At 59.3% G+C, this 23,289-nt stretch carries 19 protein-coding genes; 8 read left to right on the plus strand and 11 right to left on the minus strand.

What is annotated here, in order from left to right:
• The first annotated feature begins 24 nt into the window (after nt 1–24).
• Nucleotides 25–1,548 carry a L,D-transpeptidase family protein gene (locus ACFQDI_RS03715; protein WP_377163537.1) on the plus strand — a complete coding sequence of 508 codons (1,524 nt, stop codon included), beginning with the start codon at nt 25–27 and terminating at the stop codon, nt 1,546–1,548.
• A 25-nt stretch (nt 1,549–1,573) separates the two neighbouring features.
• On the opposite strand, the gene ACFQDI_RS03720 is transcribed toward ACFQDI_RS03715, so the two are convergent.
• A complete protein-coding gene (locus ACFQDI_RS03720) occupies nt 1,574–2,314 on the minus strand; it encodes a glycosyltransferase (RefSeq protein WP_377163539.1) in 741 nt (246 codons plus the stop codon).
• 143 nt (nt 2,315–2,457) lie between these two features.
• Between ACFQDI_RS03720 and ACFQDI_RS03725 the strand changes: the two genes are divergently transcribed.
• Nucleotides 2,458–3,213 (plus strand): DUF3313 family protein, encoded by a 756-nt coding sequence (locus tag ACFQDI_RS03725; protein ID WP_377163541.1) that lies wholly within the window; start codon nt 2,458–2,460, stop codon nt 3,211–3,213.
• A gap of 11 nt (nt 3,214–3,224) precedes the next feature.
• Here ACFQDI_RS03725 and ACFQDI_RS03730 read toward each other — a convergent pair whose 3' ends face one another.
• From ACFQDI_RS03730 to ACFQDI_RS03740, 3 genes are all read right to left on the minus strand, one after another.
• The gene (locus ACFQDI_RS03730; protein WP_377163543.1) at nt 3,225–4,313 is read right to left on the minus strand and encodes a L,D-transpeptidase family protein; all 1,089 of its coding nucleotides are present in this window, start codon (nt 4,311–4,313) and stop codon (nt 3,225–3,227) included.
• Nucleotides 4,314–4,429: 116 nt separating this feature from the next.
• Nucleotides 4,430–5,698, minus strand: coding sequence for a glutamate-5-semialdehyde dehydrogenase (locus ACFQDI_RS03735; RefSeq protein WP_377163545.1), 1,269 nt, complete (start codon nt 5,696–5,698; stop codon nt 4,430–4,432).
• A gap of 45 nt (nt 5,699–5,743) precedes the next feature.
• Nucleotides 5,744–6,625, minus strand: a complete 882-nt coding sequence (locus tag ACFQDI_RS03740; protein ID WP_377163547.1) for an alpha/beta hydrolase fold domain-containing protein — start codon at nt 6,623–6,625, stop codon at nt 5,744–5,746.
• 152 nt (nt 6,626–6,777) lie between these two features.
• Between ACFQDI_RS03740 and ACFQDI_RS03745 the strand changes: the two genes are divergently transcribed.
• From ACFQDI_RS03745 to ACFQDI_RS03760, 4 genes are read left to right on the plus strand one after another with little or no spacing between them, the layout of a single operon-like run.
• Nucleotides 6,778–8,127 (plus strand): tetratricopeptide repeat protein, encoded by a 1,350-nt coding sequence (locus ACFQDI_RS03745; RefSeq protein WP_377163549.1) that lies wholly within the window; start codon nt 6,778–6,780, stop codon nt 8,125–8,127.
• A gap of 3 nt (nt 8,128–8,130) precedes the next feature.
• Nucleotides 8,131–8,697, plus strand: coding sequence for an LPS assembly lipoprotein LptE (gene lptE / locus ACFQDI_RS03750; RefSeq protein ID WP_377163551.1), 567 nt, complete (start codon nt 8,131–8,133; stop codon nt 8,695–8,697).
• 15 nt (nt 8,698–8,712) lie between these two features.
• A complete protein-coding gene (rsmI, locus tag ACFQDI_RS03755; protein WP_377163554.1) occupies nt 8,713–9,492 on the plus strand; it encodes a 16S rRNA (cytidine(1402)-2'-O)-methyltransferase in 780 nt (259 codons plus the stop codon).
• A gap of 23 nt (nt 9,493–9,515) precedes the next feature.
• Nucleotides 9,516–11,978 carry a glycogen/starch/alpha-glucan phosphorylase gene (locus tag ACFQDI_RS03760; protein WP_377163556.1) on the plus strand — a complete coding sequence of 821 codons (2,463 nt, stop codon included), beginning with the start codon at nt 9,516–9,518 and terminating at the stop codon, nt 11,976–11,978.
• A gap of 68 nt (nt 11,979–12,046) precedes the next feature.
• On the opposite strand, the gene lpxB is transcribed toward ACFQDI_RS03760, so the two are convergent.
• The 7 genes from lpxB to ACFQDI_RS03795 all read right to left on the minus strand — a co-directional run bounded on the left by lpxB (nt 12,047) and on the right by ACFQDI_RS03795 (nt 19,947).
• Nucleotides 12,047–13,168 (minus strand): lipid-A-disaccharide synthase, encoded by a 1,122-nt coding sequence (gene lpxB / locus ACFQDI_RS03765; RefSeq protein ID WP_377163558.1) that lies wholly within the window; start codon nt 13,166–13,168, stop codon nt 12,047–12,049.
• Nucleotides 13,165–14,118: a Gfo/Idh/MocA family oxidoreductase gene (locus ACFQDI_RS03770; protein ID WP_377163560.1), complete on the minus strand. Its 954-nt coding sequence runs from the start codon at nt 14,116–14,118 to the stop codon at nt 13,165–13,167. Before ACFQDI_RS03770 ends, lpxB begins: the two co-directional genes overlap by 4 nt.
• A gap of 22 nt (nt 14,119–14,140) precedes the next feature.
• On the minus strand, nt 14,141–15,574 hold the full coding sequence (gene ffh, locus ACFQDI_RS03775) for a signal recognition particle protein (protein WP_377163562.1): 1,434 nt from the start codon (nt 15,572–15,574) through the stop codon (nt 14,141–14,143).
• A gap of 90 nt (nt 15,575–15,664) precedes the next feature.
• The gene (locus ACFQDI_RS03780) at nt 15,665–16,978 is read right to left on the minus strand and encodes a polysaccharide deacetylase family protein (RefSeq protein ID WP_377163564.1); all 1,314 of its coding nucleotides are present in this window, start codon (nt 16,976–16,978) and stop codon (nt 15,665–15,667) included.
• A 4-nt stretch (nt 16,979–16,982) separates the two neighbouring features.
• Complete coding sequence (locus ACFQDI_RS03785; RefSeq protein WP_377163566.1) at nt 16,983–17,753, minus strand: hypothetical protein; 771 nt, start codon at nt 17,751–17,753, stop codon at nt 16,983–16,985.
• Nucleotides 17,750–19,237, minus strand: coding sequence for a hypothetical protein (locus ACFQDI_RS03790; RefSeq protein WP_377163569.1), 1,488 nt, complete (start codon nt 19,235–19,237; stop codon nt 17,750–17,752). Before ACFQDI_RS03790 ends, ACFQDI_RS03785 begins: the two co-directional genes overlap by 4 nt.
• The gene (locus ACFQDI_RS03795; protein ID WP_377163571.1) at nt 19,234–19,947 is read right to left on the minus strand and encodes a hypothetical protein; all 714 of its coding nucleotides are present in this window, start codon (nt 19,945–19,947) and stop codon (nt 19,234–19,236) included. The genes ACFQDI_RS03790 and ACFQDI_RS03795 overlap by 4 nt, the downstream gene beginning before the upstream one ends.
• Nucleotides 19,948–20,065: 118 nt before the next feature.
• Here ACFQDI_RS03795 and ACFQDI_RS03800 point away from each other — a divergent pair, with 118 nt between their 5' ends.
• Together ACFQDI_RS03800 and ACFQDI_RS03805 are read left to right on the plus strand one after the other, a co-directional pair.
• Nucleotides 20,066–21,940, plus strand: coding sequence for an alpha/beta hydrolase-fold protein (locus tag ACFQDI_RS03800; RefSeq protein WP_377163573.1), 1,875 nt, complete (start codon nt 20,066–20,068; stop codon nt 21,938–21,940).
• Nucleotides 21,941–22,140: 200 nt separating this feature from the next.
• Nucleotides 22,141–23,289, plus strand: a complete 1,149-nt coding sequence (locus ACFQDI_RS03805; RefSeq protein WP_377163576.1) for a hypothetical protein — start codon at nt 22,141–22,143, stop codon at nt 23,287–23,289.

Consider the following 23,289-nt stretch of genomic DNA (forward strand, 5'->3'; position numbering starts at 1 on the left):
CGGCAAATGCGGATTGAATGCTGCATGAAACCGTGTCTTTCGCCTCAAAAGGTAACATGGATGCTCTGTGCGCTGGCGGGCTGCCTGCCTTGCGGCATTCTTGCACAGGTGGAAACCGTGAAGCCTGCGGTTCCTGCCATTGAGCCTGGGCTGGAGCAGGCTGTAAAATGGCCTTGGCAGGTTGAGCCATCCGCACCCGCTGACTGGGGCCTGCCTGTCGAGGTTCCTGTCGAAGCCCAGGCGGGTGCCATGCCTTCAAAACCCGCTGGGGCGACTTCTCCAGCCAGGGGCACGCCAAAAGGGCCTCCGGCAACCATGGTCGAGCATGTGGTGGTCAAGGGGGATTCGCTCATCAAAATCGCAAATGCAAATGGCGTTACCGTGGATCAGATCAGGATTTTCAATGATCTGAAAAACGACCGGATTGTCATCGGGCAGGTCGTCAAAGTTCCGGGGGAGAGTGACATCAAGACCATGGTTGATGCTGCATTGGCTGCGGAAAAAGAAGCAGCCAAGGATCCGGCCAAGAATAAGGAAAAAACAAAAAAGGCCCCTTCGCCCGTGAGGGAGGAGCCACCGGTCTTGATCGCCACGAAGCCCCATCGTGCACTGCCTCCTGCGGCTTGGGGGGCGGCATCGTTGGTGCTCATTCAGGCTTTCCTGGACCGCCAGGGGTTCACCATCGGTCCGATCGATGGCACTGCGGGGCCTGTGTACGATGCGGCATACAAAGCTTTTGAAAAAGCACATCCTGGAGAGTTGCATACCCCGGAAGGCCAGCCTTCGGCCGCCATGAAGGCCATTGGCGGACCTTATGCCGAGTATGTACTCACGGCGGCGGACATGCGCTGGATTTCCCCCCATCCGGGGAGCGATGTCTCCGGCAGGGGGAAGGGCAGGGCCGCTGAGCCGCCGCCCACGTTCGAAGAGCTGACCCGTGAAACTTTCATGGCCTACCGTTCCGGCTGGGAGTTTGTGGCGGAGCGGTTTCATGCAGCCGAGTCATTTCTCCGTCACATCAACCCGGGTGTTAAGAACCCTAATGCCCCAGGTGCCGTCTTTTTGGTTCCCAATGTGGTGCCTTTCGAAATTGAAAATGCACTCACAGAGCCACTGCAGCCAGCCGCAGATCCGCAGGCGCCGATCTCCGCCAGCATGCTGGGGGTGAGTCGCCTGGTGATTCGTCGTGGGGATGTGGTTGTTGCCAGCATGCCGGTTTCCGCCGCGCGCCCCGGGTTGCACGGACGCAAGATTTGGAAGATCCTCGAAGTCATTCCCCGGCCGGTGTTCACTAGCATGGGAGATCCCGCGGCTCCCAAGACCATCCCTTATCGGTTTCATGCCGGGCCCAACAATCCGGCGGGCATTCTCTGGATCAATCTCGCGAAGAGTGGAGACCCCAAGCCTCTTCCTTATGGCCTTCATGGCACCAGCATTCCTGGATCCATGACTAAACAGGAGAGCATTGGTGGCTTTCGCATGACCAACTGGGATATTGCACGTGCTGTGCGCCTTCTTCCCGCTGGGACCGAGCTCAGGTGGGAGTAGGGGCTGGTAGGGGCGGCTGGTCTGTTCAGTGCTGCCCCCGCCGCCTGCGGATGGCCACCACATCCCGTGCCATGCGGATGGAGTCACGGATCAGGTGCACATGGCCGCCGGGCGTCTCATGCCAGGCTATGGAGACCTCCTCAAAGCCGCAGCCGCTGTCATGCAGTGCTGCAAGCAGCTCCACATCAAACGCAAAGCCCTGAATGCGCAGAGAGGGGGCGATGCGCTGATACGCCGTGCGCGGCACCAGCTTGAGCCCGCACTGGCTGTCGTGGATGGGAATGCGCAGCAGGGTGGCCACCAGCGTGCCAAAGATGCGCCCCATCAGCCGGCGCTTCCACTGGCGCTGCACCCGGGGGCTTGTCTGATCCCAGCGGGAGGCAAAGAGAGCCGTCTCAGGCTTCGATTGCTTGCGCGCCAGGTGGATGAGATTTGCCACCTCCGTGGCGGAGCACGAGCCATCAGCGTCCACAAAGGCCAGCCAGTCCACCTCCGGCGCCTGGTCCCACCCGGCATACACCGCACCTCCCTTGCCCCGGTTCTGCGGCAGAAAAAGTGGCGGATGCAGATGCGCATGCATGCGGCACAGCGGCGTGATGATTTCCCGCATGCGCTCGGCCTCTGCTGCATCTGACCCGTCCTCCACCACCCGGATGCTCACGTCTCCGAGCCCTTTCGTCACCTCACACAGCTCGGTCAGGAAGGGACCGATGCGTCCGCTTTCCTGATAGCAGGGGATCACGAGATGGACGGTGGCTGGCTGCATGCAGTGTGTGGTGGTGGATGTTCGGCAGAAAGGTACGCCGGTGAAAGCTAAAACCACCGTGGCCGCTCATCTTTTCCACGGCTGCAGAGTTCTGGCATTGCACAGCGGGCGATTTTTATGTCTTTATCTGGGGCTTGTCCCTCATGCGATTTCCGCACTTCATTCTCGCGCTGGTGCTGCTGCCCGCCTGCAGTTCGACGAATCGCATGCTCAAGGCAGGGCCGGTGGCTCTTTCGCCTTTTTTTGAGCAGCCCTCGCTCGCTCAGGATGCCAGCAGACAGCTCGGATTTCAAAAAATATGGACCACGCTGGATCCCCAGGCGCTGGCGGCGGGGATTGCCAAGCGAAAGCTCTACATCGCCCCGGTCACATTGGACTACCTGCGCCGGGTGAACCGCGCCATCGCTTCCGGAGAGGTCGCCTGGGGCGGCGTGCAGCGGCGGGAAGTCGAGGTGGCCGTGCGCCTGCGAGAGGAGTTTGTGGCTGCCTTCCGCCGCTCTCCCACCCCCTACTACCGCCTCGTGAACCAGCCGGGCAAGGACACCCTCACGCTGCGCCTGGCCGTCATTGAACTCAATCCCACCAGCCCCAAGGGCAACGCGGTGGTGACCATGCTGAAGTTTGTGGTCACACCGATGGTCGGGCTGGCTGCTTATTTCACCAAGGGTAACATGGCCATCGAAGGCAAGGTGGTGGACTCCGGCTCCGGCCGTCCCTTTTTCCAGTTTGCCGACAATGAGAGCGACAAGCTGACCTTCATCAACCTCCGGGATTACCAGCCCTACGGTCACGCGGTCAACACCATGCACTACTGGGCCACGCAGTTTGAGCTGATGACCCGCACTCCCCATGGCTGCAAGGTGAAGGACTCAGGCTCCATCACCCTGCGGCTGAACTGACCTGCACATTCTTACTTCCTGCCAAAAAGCCGGGAGAAAAAGCCGCGCTTCTGCCCCTCTGCGGGCAGGGCCGCTGGTGGCTCCACCACCGGCAAAGCCTTGGCAACCTCCACAGGCCGCGGCGCTGGTGGCGGTCCTTCGATGATGACTGTCATGCCCTTCGTGAGCAGCTTCACCAGCCGCACCACGTCCCAGTTGGCCGTGCGCATGCAGCCGTGGCTGGAGCTGCGGCCGATGTTCTGCGGAGAGTTGGTGCCGTGAATGCCGATGCCCGGGCGGTTCAGCCCGATCCACATGACCCCCACCGGATTGTTGGGACCGATAGGCAGCTGGTAATACGTGCTGCTGCGGACGCCGTACTCCAGCACGCTCTTGTCCCAGCGGAAGGTTGGCATCTGCGTGATGCCCAGGATGCGCCATGTGCCCGGCGGCGTGGCCAGATGCCCGCTGCCCGGAGTGATGGGCAGGCTGGCCAGCATCTTCTCACCATCCCACACGCCCAGCAGCTTTTCCTTGGTGTCGATCTTGATCACCCGCTGCTGAAATTCCGGCACCTCCGGCAGTTTGGCGATCTCCGTCAGCTCCTCGATAAGAAACGGCTGCACCGCTGGCGCTTTCACCACATCTCCCGGCTTGAGATCGTCCATCTTCATCGGCCGGTTGAGAAACTCCAGCAGCTCTGGCGCGCAGTGAAAGCGCTCGGTCAGAAACTCCAGCAGCGAGTCATACGGCAGGTACTTCTTCTTGCTCTGCTCTGAGGGCTGGCGTGGCAGCTCGCCCACAAACTTGAGATCCTCCTGCCGGATCGTGTAGCTGGTGTACAGCTCCGTGACGCTGGAAAGGTCCAGCGTGCAGTCCGCCAGTTCCGTCTCCGGCATTCCGTGGGAACTCTGGTAGCGCTTCAGCGCCTTGGTGGTGAACTCTCCAGGCCGCCCGTCCAGCTTTCCAGGGCCAAAGAGCTGCGTATCCAGAAAGATCTGCAGCCGCAGAATGTCCTCCACCGGCTCCGGCGCCTTGGGCAGCGGATCAGGGATCGTCAGCGCAGAGGTGGCGCTGAAGGCAAGCAGCAGAGAAATGGCGAGGGTGAGCGATTGCTTCATGGGGATGTGCAAAGCGGGGCGCGAAAATGCGCCGGAGTCCGTGATTCAGACTCGGCAAAAAACACAGGGACGCAGGGACTCGCAAGCGAAGATGCGCGGACATTCACGGGGGCGACTCACCCCCGCACCTGACCGCTGCCGTCCACCAGGTATTTGTAGCTGCACAGCTCCGCCAGCCCCATGGGGCCGCGTGCATGCAGCTTGTCGGTGGAGATGCCGATCTCCGCGCCGAACCCGAACTCGCCGCCGTCGTTGAAGCGCGTGCTGGCGTTGTGGAGGACGACGGCACTGTCCACTTCGTGCTGGAAGCGCTCGGCCGCTGCACGGTCCTTGGTGATGATGCTGTCCGTGTGGTGCGAGCCATAGCGGTTGATGTGCGCAATGGCCTCGTCCAGCCCGCTCACGGTTTTCACGGCGAGGATGAGGTCCAGATATTCCGTGCTCCAGTCCTCCTCCGTGGCGGCGATGGCGGGCACGCCCAGATGCTGCAGCGCGGTGGCATCTGCATGGATCTCCACCTTGGCCTCGGCCAGGCGCTGGCCCAGCTGCGGATAAAACCTGGCCGCGACACCTTCATGCACCAGCACCGTCTCCAGCGCATTGCACACGCCGGGCTTCTGGCACTTGGCGTTGACGATGATGCTGGCCGCCATGTCGAGATCAGCGTCTGCGTTCACAAATACATGGCATACGCCGTCGTAGTGCTTGATCACGGGCATGCGCGCTGTGGCCACCACTTTCTCGATCAGCCCCTTGCCGCCACGCGGAATGATGAGGTCCAGGTACTGGTCCATCTGAGCCATGTGCTCCACGCTGGCGCGGTCGGTGAAGGGGATGAGCTGAATGCTGTCCGGAGGCAGTCCGGCGCGCTCGCCTCCCGCCTGCAGGGCGGCGGCCAGGGCGCGGTTGCTGTCGATCGCCTCACTGCCACCGCGCAGGATGGTGGCGTTGCCGGTTTTAAAGCACAGAGAGGCCGCGTCCGTGGTCACATTCGGCCGGGACTCAAAGATGATGCCGATCACACCGATGGGCACGCGCACCTTGCGGATGTGCAGGCCGTTCGGACGAGTCCAGTCGGTGAGCTTTTCGCCCACGGGGTCGGGCAGCAGTGCCACCTCGCGCACCGCATCGGCGATGGCCTTGAGTCGTTTGGGGTCCAGTGTCAGGCGGTCGATCATGGCCTTGCTCAGGCCGTTCTGGTTCGCGCGCTCCAGATCCAGGGCGTTGGCGGCCAGGATGGTGTCCTGCCGGGCCGTGAGCTCATCAGCCATGGCTGCGAGGATGGCGTTTTTTTGCTCGCTGCTCAGCTTGACGAGGGCATACGAGGCAGCGCGGGCACGGCGGCCCATGTCGAGGATGGCGGACTTGATTTCGGAATCGGTCATTGAAAATGAAAAGGTCTGGCTTGGAAGCGGTGCGGCACTGCGGGCTTACTTGGAAGGAACGGCTCCTTCGGGGATTTGGACGTCTTTGCCCAGCAGGTGCCGTGCGTTGAAGGCGTACATGCGCTCCACCAGCGGTCCGCTCAGAAAGACGTGTCCGCCTCCGGTGCCGGTCAGCAGGATGGAGGGGATTTTGGCGCTGTCGAGTGCGGCATCCAGCTCCGTGGCCTGGGAGTAGGGCACCACGTTGTCCTTGTCCCCATGAATGATCAAAAAAGGTGCGTCATCTGGCGTGATGTAGCTCACCGGAGAGGCTTTGCGGGCCTTTTCCTTGCAGTCCTTGAGCGGTGCGCCGAGCAGCTTGGCCAGCACCCCGCCGGGTTCGTCCGGGTCTATGATGCTGCCCTTGCCGCCAAAGGTCAAAAAATCCGACGGGCCGCAGAAGTCCAGCACGCAGGTGACGCGGCTGCTCTGGCCCAGGTGCCTGCCCAGCTCACCCTCCAGCTCCTTCACGCCGCCGGTCACACCCAGCATGCTCACCAGGTGCCCGCCGGCAGAGATGCCGAAGGCGGCGATCCTGTCGGGATCGAGGTTGTACTCCCTGGCATGGGCACGCAGCCAGCGGATGGCGGCCTTGCAGTCATGGATCTGTGCTGGCCACTGCGCCTGGTCGGTCAGGCGGTAGTTCAGGCTGGCACCGGCATATGGCGTGCCGTCTTTGATCAGGCCCAGCAGCACGTCCGCCTCGTCCTTGCTGCCCTCAGACCAGCCGCCGCCGTGGACGTACACCAGCAGAGGCCTGGGCTTCTCGGAGTCCGTCTCGGGCAGGTAGAGGTCCAGCCTCTGGCGCGGATCTCCGGCCCCGACGTAGTCAATATTCTGCACCTTCCGGTATCCCGGAGACAGCGGGGCCTTCTGGCACTGGGCCAAAAGGGGAAAGCCTAGGGCTAGCAAAAGCAGGGGGCGCAACATGAGGCCGTAATTAGACCGTGGCAGCGGTCAAAACAAGGGCGGGCAGGCCCTTGCGATACAAGTGCGTTGGCACCTTGACGCAAGCTTAACCAGAACTTACTATCGCCTCGATGAAATTCCCCCCCCACGCCCGCCTGTCAGTCCATCTGGCATGTGCCGTTTCATTTCTAGCCCTGACGACTGCATCTCCCGCTATCTGGCCGTTTTCAGGCAAGAAAGACCAAGTGGTTCCCGTGGACAGTGAGCGAGATTCTCAGGAACTTGCCGCCGCCGGCATGCTGGCACAGGCTCGGCAGGCGGAGAATGCTGGCAAAATCGGCAAGGCTCAGGCGATGTACCAAGCCATCGTAAAAAAATACGCATTCACCCCGAGTGCTGCTGAAGCCTCTTTCCACAACGCCGTGATCATCCGGCACAACGGCAAGATGGATGATGCATTTGATGCCTTCCAGAATTTCATTCAATCTTATCGTGACAGTCCTCATTTCAGCGAGGCCATCGAGAAGCAGTATGAGATCGCCGAAGAGGCCAAGGGCGGCAAAAAGCAGAGGGGAATGCTTCTGATCAGCATGAAGATGAACTCTTCTGACGTGATCAAATTCTACGAGAAAATCATCAAAAATGCTCCTTTCGGCAAGTATGCTCCGCTGGCCCAGTTCAGCATCGCTGAAATCCAGCAGGACCTGAAGGAAAAGGACAAGGCTGTGGCTGCCTACAACAAGGTGGTGGAAAACTACCCGCATACCTCTCAGGCCGCAGAGGCCCAGTTCAGGATTGGTTCCATCAGCAACATCGCTGCTCAGCGCAGCGAGGATGCCTCCAATCTTCTGGCTGCTCGTGATGCCCTGCGCACTTACATCGCCACCCATCCCACCGGTGATCGTAAACAGGAGACTGAAATGATCCTGCATCAGGTCAACACGGCCGAGGCGAATCAATCTTTGACCGTCGCCAAGTTCTACCAGCGTGTTGGCAAAACCAAAGCCGCGGCCATCTACCTTAACGAGGCTCTCAAGTTTGGTTCTCCGGAGGTTTCGGCACAGGCACGAACCATGCTCGCCGAACTTGCTTCTGCGGACCCAGATGGAGTGGAAGATGCCAAAAAAGGACCCGGGCAGGACTACACCGCACTTACTGCGGAGAACTTGAAGGCGCGTGACGATTATGTCGGGCCTATGGCTCCTGAACTCGCACGTCTTAGCCAGAAGCCCAAGATGCGCACTGGCGATGAAGGTTTTGTGCCTATCCCGCTGCAGGAGCCCACCCTGCCTCTCCGTCCTGGCGCTGCTGCTCCAGGAGCAGGCTCTCTTCTGCCACCTGTGCCTGAGACAGAAAAGCCAGCTTTGCTGCCCGTGCCGCCCAACCCGAACGCTCCATCCATGCTGCCGTCGTCGCCGGGGTCTGCTGTCCCTACGCCGCCAGTCCCACCAGTTCCTTCCACGACGAAGCCTGCGTCATAATTCTTGCGCCGCCATGGCAGCACGCCATTACTCGGCAGGGTCACTTCTCAAATTATTTGGATGAAATCGCTTTTTCTTCTGCTGGCAGCTGGCTGCCTCATGCTCTCCGGATGTGCAGGGTACACTCTGGGTGCTCACAAACCTGTTCACCTGCGCCATATCACCAAGATTGCGGTGCCCACGTTTGAAAATCTTACTCTTGAGCCCCGCATTGCCTCGCTCGTGACAAACGCTGTCATCAAGCAGCTGCAAAACCATGGTTCCTATCAAATCGTGGCCAAGAGCGAAGCTGAGGCTGTGCTGCAGGGGAAAGTCTCCAACATCAATCGCACTCAGTTCCGTTCTGATCTGAACAATGTGCTGAGCAGCTCACAGCTTCAGGCGACCATTGTCTGCCCGTTTACAATCACTGACACCGCTACAGGAAAGACCCTTCATTCCGGCTTTGCCACCGCAGATTCTTACATCATCCTCGAGGCGAATTTGCAGTTGTCAGAGACCCAGCTCTTTGAGGACGCTGCGCAGCGTCTGGCCAACAACCTGGCAGATCAAATTTCTGAAGGCTGGTAACCCCTGTCCGTTGCAATGTCGTCGGATCAGGATTTAGCCGAAGAACAGTCCGACAGGGCAGACGAGGGGGCACTGGAATCTTTGACAGCCACGGGGCGCCTGCCCCCCGGCCTCCACTTGGTGGCCACCCCTATCGGGAACATGCGCGACATCACTCTGCGTGCCCTCGACACCCTCCGCTGCGCTGACTTGGTGGCCTGCGAGGACACACGGCATTCAGGCATGCTGCTCAAGTATCATGACATTCGTGCGAGGCTCATCAGCCTCAATGAGCATAATGAAGCAATGCGCATTCCCCAGCTCCTCGAGCACATGAAGCAGGGGGGGAGTGTTGCTCTGATCTCGGATGCCGGAATGCCCACCGTGTCTGATCCCGGGCAGCGGCTGGTGGGAGCCGTGGTAGCTGCCGGTTTGCATGCAGAAGGGATTCCCGGGCCTAGCGCAGTCATTACAGCGCTGGCTGCATCGGGACTGCCCACCACGCCTTTCTATTTTGGCGGGTTTCTTCCTCATAAAAAAGGCGCCCGCTCATCAGTCCTGACTGCGGCTCTGCAGCGTGACTGCACCAGTGTTTTCTTCGAAAGTCCCTACCGTCTGGTCGACACATTGGCGATTCTGGCTGAGGCCGCGCCGGATCACAGGGTGGTCGTCGCACGGGAACTGACAAAAAAGTTTGAGGAATTCAAACGTGGTCCGGCAAGCATCTTGCTATCCTATTACCAAACCAAGACGCCCAAAGGAGAAATCACCCTCCTCATCGCGCCGGTCGATCCCCCCAAGTGGTTGACCTGGTAAATTATTCACCACCCAGCAATCTCATGGAAGCCCTCGCCAACTGCGCCGTTCTCAATACCACCGACAGTCTCAAGCTTTCGATCACCAATCACCTGCGTTTCACACTGGGGGCCTACATTGAGACAGCCAGTGAAAATGACTGGTACGTCGCCACCTCGCTCGCGGTGCGTGACCGAGTCATGGAGCGTGCCACGCAGTCTCGCCGTCAGCATCGTGCCCAGGGGGTGCGCCGTGTGCATTATCTCTCCCTGGAGTATCTCATGGGCCGTCTGCTGGAAAACAACCTCCGCAACTCAGGCATCTATGAAGCCACGAAGGTGGCTCTTTCTGAAATGGGCAAAGACCTTGATTCCCTGGTGCAGAAGGAGCCCGATATGGGGCTTGGCAACGGAGGTCTGGGCCGCCTGGCCGCCTGCTTCATGGATTCTCTCAGCACCATGGACCTGCCCGCCATTGGGTATGGCATTCACTATGAGTTTGGCTTGTTCCGTCAGGAGTTCGTCAACGGCAAGCAAGTTGAGCACCCTGACGCCTGGATGCGCGATGGCAGCCCTTGGAAAATTGCGCGGCCCTCCTATCGGCAGACCGTCCACCTTTACGGCCACACCATCCAGAAATTTGACGAATTCGGCCGGCCACATCACGAGTGGGTTGAGACCAAGTGCCTCCTCGGTCTTCCGTGGGACATTCCCATCGTCGGTTATGACAGCAACACCGTGAATGTGCTGCGCCTCTGGCAGGCTCAGGCAGATGAAGACTTTAACTTCAAGGTCTTCAATGAGGGAAGCTACATTGAGGCCCTGCGCGAAAAAGCCATCGCAGAAACGGTCTCCAAAGTGCTCTACCCCAACGACGCCACCGAGAGCGGCAAGGAACTTCGACTCGTTCAGCAGTACTTCTTCGTGGCCTGCTCTCTCGCTGATATCGTGCGGCGCTTCAAAACTGGCTATGATCTGCCATGGAGTGAGTTTCCATCCAAGGCGGCCGTCCAGCTCAACGACACCCATCCTGCCGTCGCCATTCCTGAGCTCATGCGCATCCTTGTGGATGAGGAAAAGCTCGAGTGGAGTCAGGCGTGGGAAATCTGCCAGAAGACCTTCTCCTACACCAATCATACCTTGCTGCCTGAGGCCCTTGAGACTTGGAATGCAGCACTCTTTGAGCGCGTGCTTCCACGTCATCTGCAGATCATCTTTGAAATCAACAAACGCTTCTTGGAAGGTGATGTAGAGGCTCGCTGGCCTGGTGACGGGGAGAAAAAACGGGCGCTTTCGCTTATCGAGGAGACGGGCGGGAAAAAAGTCCGCATGGCCCACCTCTCCGTATTGGGCAGTCATGCGACCAACGGGGTTGCCGCGCTGCACACACGTCTCCTTTGTGAACGTCTCTTTCCCGAATTCTTTGAGCTCTACCCTGATCGCTTCCTCAACCTGACCAACGGTGTCACCTTCCGCCGCTGGTTGGACGTATGCAATCCGCAGCTTTCCGCGCTCATCACCGAATCCATCGGCTCCGGTTGGCTGAAAGACTCCACCAAGCTCATTCAGCTCGACCGCTTTGCGGATGACTCCTCGTTCCGCGAGAGATTCCATGCCATCAAGCGGGGGCACAAGGTGCATCTTGCCAAGATCATTCAGGACACCTGTGGTGTCAGCGTCAGTCCTGATGCCATGTTTGATGTGCAGATCAAACGCCTGCACGAGTACAAGCGCCAGCACCTCAACCTGCTGCATATCGTTTCTCTTTACCGGAAGATCATCGCCAATCCAAATTTTGAAATGGCTCCCCGTGTCTTCATCTTTGGGGCCAAGGCCGCGCCGGGGTACTACCTGGCCAAGAACATCATCCACGCCATCAATGCCGTTGCGAGCAAGGTCAATCACGACCCACGCGTGAATGGCCGCCTCAAAGTCATCTACATTCCGAACTACGGTGTTTCCATTGCTGAGAGAATCATCCCTGCGGCGGATCTTTCCGAGCAGATCTCCACAGCTGGCAAGGAAGCCTCCGGCACTGGCAACATGAAGCTCGCCCTCAATGGAGCGCTCACCATCGGCACGCTTGACGGTGCTAACGTGGAAATCCTCGAAGAAGTTGGGCCGGAAAACATCTTCATCTTCGGGCTCACCGTTGAAGAGGTGACGGAACTTTATGCGAAGGGGTACAATCCGTGGGACTTCTATCATGCCAGTGAAGACCTGCGCCTGAGCATCGACTGGCTCGCCTCAGACTACTTCACAGGCAATCAGGACGAATTCAAGCCGTTCCGCGACAGCCTGCTTTCCCATGGTGATCCCTTCCTCGTCATGGCCGACTATGAAAGTTATGCTTCCTGCCAGGCGGAAGTGGACAAGGCTTACAGAGACCAGCCCCGCTGGCAAAAGATGGCCATTCACAACACGGCACGCATGGGCAAGTTCAGCAGTGACCGCACGATTTTGGAATACGCCAAAAACGTCTGGAACCTGCCCCAGATCGGGGTCTGAAGCCGCACGTGCCCCTGGAGCTTTGCCTTGCATGCAAAGCTCCAGAGCTGCGTCAGAAGCAGCAGAACTCAGAGTTCCTCATGCACTGCCTGCGCAGCGCGTGCATAGGCACCGCTGCCGCCAAGGGTTGCAACGACTGCCGCCAGCTCTTGCTGCAACTGCTCCCTCCTGGCGTCGTTGGTCAGCAGTTCGAGAGTCGCTTCGGCGAGTGTTTGCGCAGTGAGTTCCCCTTGCACCAGTTCCTTCACCACTTCGCGCTGGGCCAGGATGTTGACGATGCCCAGGTGCTTGATTTTCACCACCAGCTTCCCAATCACGTATGTGGGCCAGCTGACATTGTAGATCAGTGTGTAGGGCAGGCCAAAGCAGGCGGCTTCCAGTGTGGCAGTTCCTGAGGCCACCGCGCCGGCTTGGCAGCGCTGCATCAAATCATAAACTGTTCCAGTCTCGATCCAGCGTTTCGCCTCAGGCATTCCATGCTCATCGGTCATGTTGCGCATGAAGCCCGCCAGCGCTTCGTTGGCGGCCGAAACTGCAAAGCGTGCGCCAGGCATGGTTTGTTTGATGATCTTGGCCGCCTCCATCATGAGCGGGAACAGCCGGCGCACTTCATTGAGGCGGCTGCCTGGAAACCACCCAACGAGGCCGGTCTCGCGCTTCCAGTCGCGCTTCAGAGTCACCACCCGGTCCACCATGGGGTGGCCGCTGAATTCCGTGCGCAGCCCGCTCTTCTCATAAAACTCTTTCTCGAAGGGAAAGATGCAGATCATGAGATTGAGGACCTGCGCCATGGTCTTTACCCGGCCCTTTTTCCAGGCCCATACCTGCGGGCTGATGTAATAGAGGATTCGCCCTTTGTACCCCGCTGAGCGCAGTTTTTTGGCCAGACGCAGGTTGAAGCCAGGGTAGTCCACCAAGATTACCGCTTCGGGTTTTTGATCGAGGATGGAGTCCAGCACGGCATCCATCTTTTCTTTGAAGTAGCGGTACATTTTCACCACTTCCCAAAGTCCCACGACCCCGGCAGTTTCGACCCAGTCTTCAACTCCTTCGCCGACGACTTCACGCATCTTCGGGCCGCCTAGGCCGATGACCTTCATGTCGGGCTCCAAAAGTTGCAATTCACGCAGAAGGCCGGCGGCATGGGTGTCGCCGCTGACCTCACCCGCGATGATGAAGATCCGGTTCATGAGGCGCTCAGAGCAGCGTTCTTTTCGATCTGGTCGGTGATCTCCAGCGCGATGCGCACAGCCTCTGCGCCTTCCTGGCCGGTAACGACGGGGCGGCGGCCATGGCGGGCGCATTCCACGAAGGCGGCGATCTCGAGCTTGAGAGGTTCGTCTTTCTCCACCTCCACAGCTTCGCGCACGATCTGCATGCCGTCCTTGCGGTAGATCCAGCCGCTCTGCTCCTGATAGTCGAGGCTGAGGTAGCTGGAACTCTGGAAGACGCGGATCTTGCGCATCTTCTCCGGGCTGATGCGGCTGGCGGTGATGTTGGCGATGCAGCCGTTGGCGAATTTGAGGCGGGCGTTGGCGATGTCCTCGCGCTTGGTCAGCACGGGGATGCCCACTGCGTCCACCTGGATGAGCTCGGACTTCACGAGGTGGAGCACGATTTCGATGTCGTGGATCATGAGGTCGAGCACGACGCCGATGTCGATGCTGCGGTTGGGGAAGGGGGAGAGGCGGTGGGCCTCGATGAAGCGGGGGGCGTCCATGCGCTGCTCCAGCTGGAGTAGCACGGGGTTGAAGCGCTCGATGTGGCCTACCTGCAGGATGACGCTCTTGGACTTGGCCAGCTCAATGAGGGCCTGCGCCTCGGCGTAGGACTCGCTGATGGGTTTTTCCACCATGACGTGAATGCCGGCCTGCATCAGGGGCTCGGCCACCTTGCGGTGGAAGATGGTCGGGACGGCCACGGTGGCGGCATCCACGCGGGAGGCAAAGTCGGCGAGATCGCTGGCGGCATGCGTGCCATACTGCGCTGCGAACTCGGCGGCGCGTGCCGGGTCGGCGTCATACACGGCGGTGAAGGCGATGGCACCGCCGCTCTTCGCGGCGATTTCCGCCATGATGCGTGCGTGGTTTTTGCCAATGGCGCCGACTCCGGCGACTCCGATACGGAAAGGGGAACTCATATTTCGAACTTATAGCGCTGGATTAAAACTTGCCTGGGAACTTCATGCCTGGGGGCAGCTTGGGGGGCTTGCCTCCTCCGCCGAGCATGCCACCTAGGCCGCCAAGTCCGCCCATGCCTCCGGGCCCTCCCATGCCGCCGCCTCCCATCATGCCACCCATGAGCTGTGTGAGCATGCCCTTGTTGCTCATGAGCTTCTTCATCATCTCAAACTGCTTGAGGAGCTGGTTCATCTCCATCACGGGGCGTCCGGCACCGGCACAGATGCGCTTGCGGCGCTGGCCGTTGATAATCTCCGGGCGCTGGCGCTCCTTGGGCGTCATGGAAAGGATGAGCGCCTCCACGTGTTTCATGCGCTTGTCACCATCATCGCCGATCATGTCCTTCATTTTGCTCATGCCGGGGAGCATGCCCAAAATGCCGCCGATGGGGCCGAGCTTTTTCATCATGCGCAATTGCGCGAGCATGTCCGTGAAATCGAATTTGTTCGACTGCATGCGGGCGGCCAGTTTCATGGCCTCCTTCTCGTCAATTTCTTCCGCTGCTTTTTCCACGAGGCCGACGACATCGCCCATGCCGAGGATGCGCTGGGCCATGCGGTCCGGGTGGAAGATTTCCAGCTGGTCGATCTTTTCACCCACACCGAGGAATTTGACTGCGCAGCCGGTGACCTGGCGCATGGACAGCAGGGCACCGCCTCGGGCGTCACCATCCAGCTTGGTCATGATGAGACCGGTGATGCCGACAGCGGCATTGAATTTCTGGGCGACGCTCACCGCCTGCTGACCTGTGGCAGCATCAGCCACCAGAAGGATTTCGTTGGGCTCCACTACGGCGCGCACGCGTTTGAGTTCTGCCAGCAGCTCTTCATCCAGATCCTGTCGCCCCGCGGTGTCAAAGATAGCCACCCCGTTGCCTTGCTCCTTGAGCCACACCATGGCAGCTTTGGCGGCCCTCACCGGATCAGTCTCCCCCTCGGCTGGGGCAAAAACGGGCACATTGAGCTGCTGGCCCAGCACCTGCAGCTGCTTGACGGCGGCCGGCCGGTACAAATCCAGGGCCAGCAGCAATGGGCGGCGGCCCTGTTTCTTGAGCCAGTTGGCGAGTTTGGCCGAAGTGGTAGTTTTGCCGGCGCCATTGAGGCCAGTCATCAGAATGCGCTGTGGCGGCTCCAGATTGAGCGCGCTGGACTCGCTGCCCAAAAGCTTCACCAGCTCATCGTGGAAAATTTTGACGATTTGCTGCCCTGGGGAGACCTTGAGCAGCACCTCCGAGCCCACGGACTGCTTGGTCACCGTTTCCACCAGGTCCTTGGTCACCTTGAAGTCCACATCCGCCTCCAGCAGGGCCATGCGGATGTCCTGCATGGCGTCGCTGACATTGGATTCACTGATGCGGGCCTGGCCGCGCAGTTTTTTGAAGGCGCTTTCGAGTTTTTCAGAGAGGGCGGAGAACATCGGGAGGAGGGAGAAATGGGGCGCTGGATAGTCGGCAGCAGCCTTCATATGGCAACTGCGAAGGCGGGGCTAATCAGACGTGGAAGTTAGCTATTGGACGGGCTGGTAGGCGGCTTCCAGGTCAATCTTGAAGCGCCAGCTCACGACTTCGGCCGGCTGGGTGGCCCCCCGCTGGAAGCTGAGGCTGAGGGCGCAGTCTTCTCTGCGCAGCTTGTAGGGGAACTGGAAGCGCACGACCATGGTGGCCGGATCATAGTCCACGGGGACGGTGCCGAGACCTGCGATTCGCAGCTTGATGCTCTCAGGCAGGATGGTGCCTATTTTTTTCAGGTCAGCTTCGACGAGCGGACGGCGCTCAGTGATGACGGAGTCTGGTTTGGGTTTGAGCTGGATGAGCTGCTCTCCTTTGTCGTCCTTGGCGTCAGCGACGAGAATTTTGCTGGATCCGACATCTCCGCGGCCCCTGAAGCTGGTCGCGAGCTTAAAATTGATGTCGTTGTCGCCATGCACAATGTAGCGGCCCAGCTTGCCATTGGGGGTGTCCCAGCTCACTTTCTGGCCGTTGACCGTGACGAGAGATTCGTAGCCAATCTGCAGGCCCGTCTCCTGAATGGCATCGTCAAAGTTGCCGTAGGGGTAGGCAAAGGAGAGGCATTTGATGTGCAGGTTCTGCTCCAGAAAGTCACGGGAGTCCTTGAGTTCGCTGAGGACCCACTGCTGCCTGTCAGCGTCTGATTTCAGATTTTTCGGGGGGCTCTTGAGGCTTGCATGAGACACGCTGTGGCTGCCCACTTCACAGCCGTGCTGCATCATCTCTTTGATTTGCTCCCAGCTCATGGAGCGGCCGGCGCCGCCGACATAATTTTTGTAAAGGTAAATGGTGAAGGGAAAGCCAAACTCCTTCAGCACAGGATAGGCATAGGTGTACACGCCCTCCCAGCCGTCATCCATGGTGATGACGATGGCTTCTTCAGGGATGTTTTTTTCACCCCGCTTCCAGGCCATCATTTCACTGAGCGAAATGACAGGGATCTTTGAATCCTTGATGGCCTGCATCTGGGCTCTGAACTTTGGGGCGGCGATAAGCATGGGGCTGCCTCCGCGATCTCGGAAATCGTGGTAGCCGAGGATGGAGACGACCGAGGATTTGTTGAGTTCGAATGCAGGAGCCTCCGGAATCTCTGGCGCCGGTGCGGCAGCATTCAGCAGTGCGCTCTCCTGCAGCTTTTTCTCGATCGCCTGTTCTTCCGGGGTCAGCGCAGGCTCTTCAGGCTTGGGCGGCGGCGGTTTTGGCGTGACGCCGCTTTGCTCTGCCAGGCGGCGCAGTTTGGCTTCAATGCGTTTGCAGCCAGGCAGGGTGCCGAGAAGAAGTATGACGATAAGAAACTGAAAAGCAGAACGCATGGCGCTAGGGATGGATGGCAGGGGGGCGCGGCCGGGTGATGAGCAGGCTTTTGACAATGACTTGCGGTTTGGTGCCGTCGCCTGCAGCAAGGCGCAGTGTTTCTCCACGAAGGTCACTGGTCAAGGTGAGGCTGCCCAGTCTCAGTATCCGGAAGGTTTGCCCATCTTTGGTCACTTGTTCGACCTCCAGTTCTTTTTCGAGTGTCTGGCCGTTGCATTTGACCACGATCTTGAGCGGTTTCTCAAGATCTGGGCAGGCGTAATGCAGCAGGATGTCGTAGGTGCCTGCTGCAATGAATTCGAGGCGCCAGGCGATCTCGCCGACTGTGGCAGTCGGCGCATCTGCCGAAACTTTGGGAGTGATCTCCTGAGCCAGCGCGGGGGAAAGGGCAATGAGCGCATTTTTCTGCTCGGTCGGCGTCGGAGCGGGTGCCGGTGCAGGCATTGGCATGGTGCCGGACTGAGCCTGCTGAGTGGCGATCAGGTCCAGCACTCCGCCGGCGCTGATGATCTGCTGGATGCGCGCGATCTCAGCATTGTAGGCAGACTTGTCAGCGGCGGTGGCTGCCTGCCTTTGCAGTTCGAGGAGATATTTTCCCAGCAAAGGAATGTGCCGCGCGCTGAGCTCTTTCTGATAAATGCCTTCCATCTGCTGCAGGCGTGCCGTAGCCGCCGGTGCGGCGGGGGCCGAGGAAGGTTCTGGCTGCTGCGCACTGGCTGGGCCAGACAGCAGCGCCAGTCCGGCGGAAAGTATCCAAACCCAAACAGGCTTCATGGCTGCTTCCCTCCCTGAGTTTCCGCTGAGAGCGCCCAGGCGCCCGGGGCTGGTTTGCGTTTCCTGGCTGTGTTTTCGAGCGTGGTCAGGGTGGAGAGGAAGGCCCGCTCCATGGCATTGCGCTGCTGATCTCGCGCGGGTATCACGACAGCGGCCAGCCCGTGATTGACGAGGACGTTTTGGTAAAGGCCCACATTGGGCAGGAACAGAAGAGCGGCCATGGTGCCGTCTTTGTCTCGATCCGGGCGGATCAGCAGGCGCAGCGGTTTGTCCCGCAGGTAGCTTGAGGTGAATTCACGCGCGGTTCGTCCCACGGCTATCACGTCCTCATTTTCGATGCTGAAATGTTTGGCAAAGCGTTTCACTGCGTTTTCGTCATCCTCTTCGACAGGAGCACAGTCGACCCATAGCAGGCGCACCGGCAGGGTGCGGCCTTCATGTACAACCTTGAAGCGTTCACCGGAGGCTGGTTCCTCATCCGCGAGACGCGCATCGCTGATGTCTTCAAAGCCACCGAAGCCCCCGCTGGTTGCAGTGATGGCGTTGATGCCGCTTTGGCCGGTTTTTTGCTCACCCAACCGCTTCATTCTGCGTATTTCAGCATCGACCTGCCCTTTCAACTCGGGTTTCGTCACTGCGAGATCATTGAGCTCATCGAGATAGTTGGCGGTCGCCGTTTTTTTTGCGTTTTCGATCGCTTCTTTCAAAGTCATGCTGGCCTGCTGCATCGCCGTTGCCGAGCCCGTTTTCGGGATCGGGGCGGGGCTGGCGCTTGCCGTTTCCGTGACGGGGACGAGCCGCAGGTTGCGAATACGGATGATGTTCGCGGGATAGCCATCCGTAGCTGTGAAACGCAGTGTGACAGGATTGCGGCTGAATGTCAGAGGGCCGACACGCACGGTGGTGAACGTGGTTTCATCCGTGCTGCGTGCGATTTCGAATGTCCGGCGATTCTCCGTGGCTGTGCCCAGCAGCGTGACCTCATCAAATTCAAACAAGGCGCTCTGCTGCGGCTGAAACTTGGAGGACGCATAGATGCTGCCTGCCACAGGCGCATCGCTCATATTGGCTTCGAATTCGAGATGATAGCTGCCTGGCAGCAGGCGGAAATTCTGCCACTCCGCTCCGCTGCCGCCTGAGCGCCAGCCGCCTAGTGTTTCCCCGGCAGCCTGGGCGGAGCCCATCATTCGCGCCAGGGTCAGGGGAAGAGGGGTGGCCAGGCTGGACACCGTCCCGGCATACAGGGCCTGCAGCTGCTGCCGCCTCTGGCGGATTGCCCGCGCTTCTTCATAATCTCCTGTGGCGGCCACTTCGGACTCCACCTTGGCCAGTGCACGCTCGTACTGCTGTGTCAGCAGCTGGGAGTCTGCCATCACCTGCCGCATGAAGGCCGCGCGTGTTGCAGTCAGTGCCGCAGGCTCCTGCGCCAGCAATGCAGTGCAGGCATGCAGGAGGAAAATCACGGCTGGCAGGCGGGCTTTCATCGGGTGGCTGGCACGAGTTCCAGGGCCAGCAGTTGCATGAGATTGTCAGTGATCAGTGCTGCGGCGGAAAGCGTCAGCGTTCCTGAGCCATCACTGACTTTGAGGGTGCCAGCACTGCGTTCTTCGGGGCCTTTCAGAGTGGTTTCAATGCTCGTGGTCAGGGTGAAGCGTGTTTCTTTGATCAGCAGTTTGCCTCCCTCCGCAGTGCCGCAGCGGTAGCGCAGCATCACCTCATATCCCCCGGGGGGCAGGTCTGGCAGCTTCCAGGTGGCGGAAGCTCCGACTTTGGACCATCCTGTGATGGCCCCGCCCTCAAGCCGAAGGCCGCTCAGGCTGGCATTGTCGAGGGGAAGTTTGATGCGCTCAGGCAGCAGTGAAGCTCTGAGTGTCTGTTCACGGGTCTGCAGCAGGAGCAGCTCTTTGTCCAGCCGGGCCAGTTCGTTTTGCAGACGCTTGCGTTCATCGCGCGCGGTGATGGCATCATCGTAGTCACGGTCAGCGGCAAACTGTTTTTCCAAGGCCCCGAGTGTGGTGATCTGCTCTTTTACCGGGGCCAGGCTCGCTTCAATCAGCTCACGCTCATAGTTCAGCCGCAGCAGGGCAATCTCAGCACTCGCCCCGGGGTCGTCCGTGCGCTTCTCCGCCACCGGGGCCGACATGGCAAGCCCCGCGCAGACGACTGTGCATGCGAGAACGAAACCGAGTTTCAAATGGAGAGATGAGGGGGGTGAAACAAACTGTCTCATGCTAGCCGGACCGCACGGTGAAACAAGCCCGAACTCATAGTCTCGAAATAGGTGTTCTATTCATCCAACCATCTGAAAAATCATGCTGGCAGCCTGCGGCTGCATCTGCCAGCATGCTCAGATGCGTTCTTTCCTCGCCTTCTTACTATTTTCCCAGGCAGTCTTCAGTGCAGAGCCGGAGTTCCCACTTTCTGAAGACTCAAAGCCACAGCCTAGCGCCCCCAAAGGCGACATGCTCAAGGGAGACTACTCCGGCGGGGAGGGAAGCGTTTTCCCCGGAACCACGCGCGAATACCAAATCTACCTCCCTGCGGGTTTCGACAAGTCGAAACCCGCAGCCTTCATGGTCTTTCAAGACGGCGTCATTTATCAGGCTCCCGTCGTTTTCGACAATCTCATCGCGCAAAATGACATCCCGCCGCTCGTTGGCATTTTCATCAAGCCCGGCGTCGTCCCTGCGGCAAATGACAAGGCCCTGCCGCGCTACAACCGCAGCTACGAGTACGACAGCATCACACCTGCCTACTCGGAGTTCCTCATCGACGAATTTCTGCCCGCCATTGAGGCAAAGCACGGCATCAAGCTGAGCACCGACCCCAATCACACTGCCATCTCTGGCAACAGCAGCGGCGGCATCTGTGCCTTCATGGTCGCATGGCACCGCCCGGACCGCTTTCGCCGGGTCTTCACCGGCGTGGGAACCTACGTCGGCATTCACGGGGCCGACCAGCTCCCTGTGCTGGTGCGCAAATTTGAGCCCAAGCCCCTGCGCGTCTTCCTTCAGTCTGGCACTGGAGACAACAATCTCTACTGCGGCGACTGGTGGATGGCCAACCAGATGATGGAGCGCAGCCTGGTCTGGGCCGGCTACGATGTGAACCATGCCTGGGGGGAAGGTGGACATAACGCCAAACATGCCACCCAGATCTTCCCAGACGTCCTCCGCTGGCTCTGGCGTGACTGGCAGGCAAACATCGAAGTCAAAGCGAATGTCCAAGCAGAGTCGAAGTGGAAAGGCTATGAGGTGGTCGGGGAAGGGGAGTGGCAGGACGTCCTGAACGATCCCGAAAAAAGCGGCTCGGAAGAATCGTCACTGATTTCTGAAATGGCCGCTTTTGCTGATGGTACAGTCTTTGTCCGGCAGCGCTCACTGGAGGAGAATACCCTGCGCTTCAGCCGGCTTGGCGTTTCAGGGGAAAAAGACGAAGTCAAAATGCAGGTGGCTGGCGCTCTTGCGGGCTTCACAGCCGGTCCGGAAAACCGTCTGCGCCTCTTCTTTAATGCCCGGCATCCCAGCAAAGCCGCCCGGATCGTGGATGTCTCCCGGGACGGCAAGGTGGAACGAGAGATCGAATTCGGAGACAAGGGCAACAAATACGATCCTCCTTCCACCAGGCACCAGGGCATTTGCTGTGACAGCTCAGGCCGCTTGTACTTCGCAGGAAATAATGATGCGCTGATCGGCAGAGTGGATGGCGATGGAAGCTATCATTATCGTCATGGTCAGGAGCTTCACAGTGGAGTGCTGAGAACGTCTGCAGGAGAAGTCTGCCTCTCCCCCGATCAAACCCTGTTTTACGTCGCGGGGCCAGGTGGACGTATTGACTGCCTCCATCTCCGATCTGAGCCGCCGCTGTTTGATCATGCACAGCATTTTTATCTCACTGAAGACCCTTACGGCCTGATGTCTCGTGTGACAGTCCGTGCCATGTGCGTGGACACCAACGGCTGGCTCTACGTCGCCACCTCGCTTGGCATCCAGGTCTGCGATCAGGCGGGCCGCGTGAACTTCATCATCCAGACACCGGATGAGCCGAAGGACATCTGTTTCGGCGGCAAAGATCTGAGCGAGCTTTTCATCGCCTGCGGAAATGCCATATACAAACGTCCCACCAAGGCCCACGGCATCGTCAGCGGCCAGATGGCCCCGGTCACCCCGCCAAAGCCGAAGCTCTGATGCGCTCTGCTTGCCCTACGAAATGGCAAAAATACAGCAGTTTGAGATTTGAAGCAGGGGCTTTCTGTGCGATGGAGTCTGCCCCTAAAATCTGAATGCCGAGAACAGAAGCAGCGCCGCCAAAGTCAGACTCAAATTTAAAGAAAAAGTTCGCGCCTGCCGCTTTACTCACGATAGGCGTCCTGCTGGGGGCTCTGCTGATGAAATGGTACGATCATGCCGAGGGATCTGGCGTCGTGGCGGCGGTTGCTCTTGGCAAGCCCTTGCGTCCTGGTCCCTGGGGAAGCGTTTATTCCACGGCGTTCACCATCTCCGCCCCCGAGGAATTGCTGCCGCTTCGAAGGCTGGAGGAAAATGGCACCCGCTGGGTCTTTCCCAACGCCCGCTACAACGATGTGGAGCGTGTGCTGGCATCCACAGGCATGCCGGCACACTTGCAGGCGGAATTGATGGAGCCGGCGGTGTTGGTGCAAAATCCCGGGGGCATGGAAATGATTCCATCTGCCCAGACTCTCCTGGCACTGCCTGCCGGGCCACGCAAAAAGCTGTATCAGGCTCTGTTGCAATATCCGGAAAACCGTGGGCAGATCACCTTCATCCACAAGGACACTTTGGGGGATCGCTTCGGGGGCTCACACCATGGTGAGCACACGCTCATGCTCTTCAAGCAGCTCTGCTGCGAGCACGGGGACTATCTCGTCTTCAGCGGCCTCTCCGTCGTGCTGGCGCAGCTGCCCACCTATGAGGAGAAGAGGGATTTTATGCGCGGGCTCACGTGCCAGCGCACCCTGACCATGCGGCTCCTCATCAATCATGGTGCGGATGTCAGCGCCATGGCAAATTACTGGGGGAAAGGCATCCGCGGCACCGATGTGCGTACCATTTTCGAATCTATTGCCGATTCTCCCACCGGCGGGACGCTGGGCATCATCAATGTACTGCCTCCCCAGCCCTCATCTCAGATGTTTGTGTATCCCACACCGGACAATCCATTGAACGGTCCAGCTCCGGTGCGCGACTGCCACTGGTCTTCGTTCAATTTCTTCCAGGATGTGCCTGACCAGCAGTTGGGAGACCCGGCGCATTTCATGGAGAAGCTGAAGGCCGATTACGCTCCTGCTGCGGGAGACCCGCGCTACGGAGACATCGCCTTGTTTTCCAAGCCCTCCGGAAACGTTGTTCATTCGGCCGTGTATTTGGCTGATGACATTTTCTACACCAAAAACGGGGCCACATTTACGTATCCTTGGATGCTCGAAACTCTGACGGACCTGCTCAAGCAGTATTCCTTTCAGGTTGAACCGGGAGAAAAATTGGTGGTGAGTTACTTCCGCCTCAAGAACATGTAG

The organism is Prosthecobacter fluviatilis (genome assembly GCF_042655725.1).
Lineage (GTDB): Bacteria > Verrucomicrobiota > Verrucomicrobiia > Verrucomicrobiales > Verrucomicrobiaceae > Prosthecobacter > Prosthecobacter fluviatilis.